General features: G+C 56.7%; 6 protein-coding genes. 3 read left to right on the top strand and 3 right to left on the bottom strand.

The features are described from left to right. The coding region (locus HQL65_12760) for a response regulator (protein ID MBF0137104.1) at positions 1 to 467 on the top strand (467 nt) is incomplete at its 5' end. On the opposite strand, the gene HQL65_12755 is transcribed toward HQL65_12760, so the two are convergent. Genes HQL65_12755 through HQL65_12745 form a run of 3 tightly spaced genes read right to left on the bottom strand, consistent with a single transcriptional unit; the run spans position 462 to position 1,598 of the window. After that, a complete protein-coding gene (locus HQL65_12755; protein MBF0137103.1) occupies positions 462 to 1,076 on the bottom strand; it encodes an NUDIX domain-containing protein in 615 nt (204 codons plus the stop codon). The genes HQL65_12760 and HQL65_12755 overlap by 6 nt on opposite strands. Beyond that, on the bottom strand, positions 1,073 to 1,360 hold the full coding sequence (locus HQL65_12750; protein MBF0137102.1) for a DUF2442 domain-containing protein: 288 nt from the start codon (positions 1,358 to 1,360) through the stop codon (positions 1,073 to 1,075). The genes HQL65_12755 and HQL65_12750 overlap by 4 nt, the downstream gene beginning before the upstream one ends. 10 nt (positions 1,361 to 1,370) lie before the next feature. Beyond that, positions 1,371 to 1,598, bottom strand: a complete 228-nt coding sequence (locus HQL65_12745; protein ID MBF0137101.1) for a DUF4160 domain-containing protein — start codon at positions 1,596 to 1,598, stop codon at positions 1,371 to 1,373. A gap of 120 nt (positions 1,599 to 1,718) precedes the next feature. On the opposite strand from HQL65_12745, the gene HQL65_12740 reads away from it, so the two are divergent. Together HQL65_12740 and HQL65_12735 are read left to right on the top strand one after the other, a co-directional pair. Next, entirely contained in the window at positions 1,719 to 3,107 is a 1,389-nt protein-coding gene (locus HQL65_12740) for a DEAD/DEAH box helicase family protein (protein MBF0137100.1), read from the top strand. Then, a complete protein-coding gene (locus HQL65_12735; protein ID MBF0137099.1) occupies positions 3,101 to 4,327 on the top strand; it encodes a DUF790 family protein in 1,227 nt (408 codons plus the stop codon). The genes HQL65_12740 and HQL65_12735 overlap by 7 nt, the downstream gene beginning before the upstream one ends. The last annotated feature ends 58 nt before the right edge of the window (positions 4,328 to 4,385 follow it).

The raw sequence follows: 4,385 nt of genomic DNA, 5'->3' as shown, positions 1-4,385 counted from the left end.
TGGTTCCTGAATCCACATCGGTAGTTTCCGAAGCCACTCCTCTGGCCCCCGAACCCAAGGCTGCCCCGATTGTCACCGGTGGTTCCACCTTGCGCATTCTGCTGGTGGACGATGCGGAAGACAATCGCTTGTTGGTCCAGACCTACCTGAAAAAAACGCCTCATGAATTGATCCTGGCCATTCACGGTGAGGAGGCTGTGCAGCTCATCATGGAGAATACCTTTGACCTGGTATTCATGGATGTACAAATGCCGGTCATGGATGGTTATTCGGCCACCCGGTTGATTCGTCAATGGGAGGCGGAGACCCGGAAACCGCGGTTGCCCATCGTGACCCTGACTGCCCATGCCCTGGAGGGAGAGGTGGAACGCAGCCGCGCAGCCGGTTGTGATGCCTTCCTGATCAAACCGATCAGCAAGAAAAAATTGCTGGAGGTGATCCGCCAGTTTGCGGAAAGTCGATCATGACCCAACCGGTCCAGAATCAATCTGTTCCCGCAACCGATCCCGATGCATGTGCAGCCACTGGACGGCAATGATGGAGGTGGCATTGTTGATCTCCCCATCCTGGAGCCGTTTTTGCAAACTTTCATACGGAACCATCAGGAGACGTATATTCTCGTTTTCTTCTTCCAGACCACCGCCGCCTTCGGGGGGAATGCGACTGTCAAATACGCCCAGATACAGATGGATGGCTTCGGTACTGCTGTTGGGAGCCAGATAATAACGGATGATGGGGTGCAAGGCATGCACGGTGATCCCCGTCTCTTCCCGGGTTTCGCGCCGGGCAGCGGTTTCCGGGTCGGCATCGCCGGTATCCATCAGGCCAGCCACCACTTCCAGGCTCCACCCCCTGGTTTCGTTGAAGTAGGGTCCCAGGCGAAACTGCGTGACCATGGCCACCACATCCGCCCATGGGTCATAAAGCAGCACCGCCACCGCGTCCATGCGGCGTATGGCCTCCAGAATGATTTCACGGCTCATGGAACCGTCGAAGCGCTCATACTGCAAACGGACCTGTTGCAGGTGAAAATATCCGCGATAGGCATCCCGGGTTTCGAGTATATTGACTTTCATACGGCTGCATGCATGGTTTGTGGGTGATTCGTCGTTTGTTGGTGGATGTGTTCAAGAAGGGTATCCGCACCATATCCCAGGTCGCCGTGCCAACCAATGGCACAACCCCAGTCGATCACGGCAACTTCGGCAAATTTTGTTGTGTCTGCCAGGTGCTGGAGTGGTGCGGAGCGTCGAATGACAGATGTCATGTCAACCAGGTTTTTCGTACCATTCTGCCAGGTCACGACCAGGGAAAGCGTTCCCGGGATGGCGCGAACGGATGCGATACGTTGCATGTTCATAATGTTTCCTCTATCCATTCATGTAGATCCAGGTCAACAGAATCTTTTCCCGATGATGTTTGGCCCATTTCATGGCAACCTTGATGTCTGCATGCAATCCGTCACATCCCATGACAACCATGTCCCTGATGCGCACGATTGCGTCTGCATCGGGGGATGTTACATGAAAATGTGGTGGAGGATGGTCATCAGCGTAAACACTGATTTTTATGTTTCCGAGTTGGGCAATTGTTGTCATGCATGTGATGCCATTCGCGGATTCATTTCGACCTGAAATATCTGGCAAGCCCTTATCCGGTGGCGGTTCTTCTGGTATTCTCGTGCCGGATCCATTTTTCGACTCTTCTGATGGGTTGCCATGATACAGATTGCCTTTGACCTGGGTACCCTGAAAATTGTTGCCACACCGACCGAAGCGGCCCTGGTGGCCACCTATGTAGAATGGGATGAGCGGGTTGGCTGTTATCGGGCCGAAGGACGCCATTATGGACCCATTGTTCTGACCTTGCACCGGGCAAAAATTCCCTATCAGGACCTGGCCAGGGGGTTTGAGCAACGGGACTTTCGGACCCGGGATGAACACCAGCCACGCCCCCATCAGAGCGAAAGTTTGCGTACCTGGCTGGCAGCGGGCAAAAAAGGGGTGGTCGTCCTTCCCACCGGGGCCGGCAAGACCCTGGTGGCACGTCTGGCCATCGAACAGGTGCAACGGGACACCCTGATCCTGGTCCCCACCATCGACCTCATGCACCAGTGGTACGAACAGTTGCACCGTGCCTTTGCCACGGAAATTGGACTCTGGGGGGGAGGCGATCATGTCCAGCACCCCATGACCGTCAGCACGTATGAATCCGCCTTGATTCATCTGGAGCGGTTGGGCAACCGGTTTGGATTCCTGATTTGTGATGAGTGTCACCACCTGCCGGCTCCATCCACCCGCCAGGTGGCCATCATGAGCATTGCCCCGTTCCGGCTGGGGCTGACCGCCACCCCGGAACGCACCGATGGTCACGAAGCGGATTTGTATGATCTGTTGGGAGCCGTGTGTCATCGCAGTGAAATCACCGAACTTGAAGGCAAATATCTGGCACCCTACCGGCTGGAGCGGGTGCCGGTGATCCTGGATCCGGACGAGCGGCAGGCCTACGATGCGGCCTATGGTCAATATCGACGATTTGCCCAGGAGAATGGGTTGCGGGTGAGTACGCCCGAGGGGTGGACACGCTTCATTCAGGTTTGTGCCCGGTCGCGGGAAGGCAGGGAGGCGTTTGCCGCGTATCGCATGCAAAAGCGTCTGGCACGGGCATCGCGGGCCAAGTTGCGGACGGTCTGGCATCTGTTGCGCCAGCATCGGGGAGAACAGGCGTTGCTCTTCACCGACGACAATGCCACGGCCTATACCATCGGCGAAACCTTCTTTCTCCCGGTCATCACCCACAAAACCCGGGTTTCGGAACGCAAACATTTTCTGGATTTGTTCCGGGCCGGGGAGGTGGATTGCCTGGTGACCTCCCGGGTTCTCAACGAGGGGGTGGATGTGCCCAATGTGGCCGTGGGGATCATTGTTTCCGGCACCGGGTCGGTGCGTGAACACGTCCAGCGACTGGGACGGATTTTGCGGCCCAGGGAGGGAAAGCAGGCCATTCTCTATGAACTCGTTTCCGAGGATACGGCAGAAACCTTCACCAGTGAGCGGCGACGGCAGCATCTGGCCTACCAGAAGTCGCCTGGCGGGGCGACATGCTGACCCGCGACCTGTTGCGTTTTACGGTCCGGCAGGGTCGGATCTATCCGCGTTTCATCGATGTGGAGAACCAGATGTTGTTGAATCTGGCCACAGAGTTGACCGGAATTTACCGGGACAACCTGGGCCAGGGGCTGGAAGATCTCACCGAACTGACCCAACCGGTCATCAATGCCCAACGCACGCCCCTGGTTGCCAAGGGGTTGAATAAACTTTTATTGGATCGTTGTCAATTTCGCGAGGCGGATGCCGAAATTGCCGCAGCAAGGGTGGCCATTCTGGCACGGGCCACCACACTGTTGCGCCAACCGGATATGGGGGATCTGGAACAATACCGGCGTCTGGTGACCGAACCTTATGGTCCGGACCCGGATCAGGTGGCCGCCCGTCTGTATGCAGACCTGCCGATTCGCCAGCCCCTGGAGGGTTTTGACGCCCCCACGGCAGAAGACCTGTTGCAGCGGTACAACCTGGCGCAGGCACAGGGATTGTTGTTTTTTTCCCAGGCCATGACCGTGACCTTGCGGGAGAGTCGCATTGTGCCTCTGCGACGGTTTTTCCAATATTTACGGTTTTTCCGGTTGCTTTTTCGGATTCGGCAAACAGGCCAGGCCAGTTATCAATTGCATCTCGATGGACCCCTCTCCCTGTTCCAGGGCAACCGGAAATACGGGTTGCAACTGGCCCTGGCCTTGCCGGCCTTTTGCGATTTGCAATCGTGGACCCTGGAGGCCGAGGTGCGCATGCAGGGTCGGCCACCTCAGCAGTTCATCCTGGATGAAAAATCCGCCCTGCGTTCGCATTATGCCCGGCTGGCCGGGTATCAGCCGCGTGAGTTTCAGGTATTTGGTCAGCAGTTTCAGGAACAGGCCCCGCCGGGTTGGCAGATGGCATCCGCAGCGGAAATTTTGCATCGGGAGGGACAGGAGGTTTGGATTCCTGATTGGACCTTCCTGACACCCCATGGTGATCCGGTGCATGTGGAATTGTTCCACCGTTGGCATGCCGCCTTGTTGGAACAGCGTCTGGAGAGTCTGGAAAAAGCTTCCGATTCGCTGCCCCTGGTTCTGGGGGTGGATCGTGCCTTGTATCGGGATCCGGAAAGAAAAAAACGCCTGGAGAGTTCAGCCTGGTTTGAGGCGCATGGCTTTCTCTTCAATGAATTCCCGCCCGTGGAACGGGTCTTGAAATGTCTGCAAAGCCATTGCAAAAAAAATGAATGAAAAACTGGGAAGGGGGTCCAGGGGGAAGGGCTGCGCCCTTCCCCCTGGTGGGGTTTGG

This window comes from Magnetococcales bacterium (genome assembly GCA_015228935.1).
Classification (GTDB): Bacteria; Pseudomonadota; Magnetococcia; order Magnetococcales; family DC0425bin3; genus HA3dbin3.
Note: the sequence above shows the minus strand (reverse complement) of the source record. Positions and strands in the feature narration are given on the sequence as shown.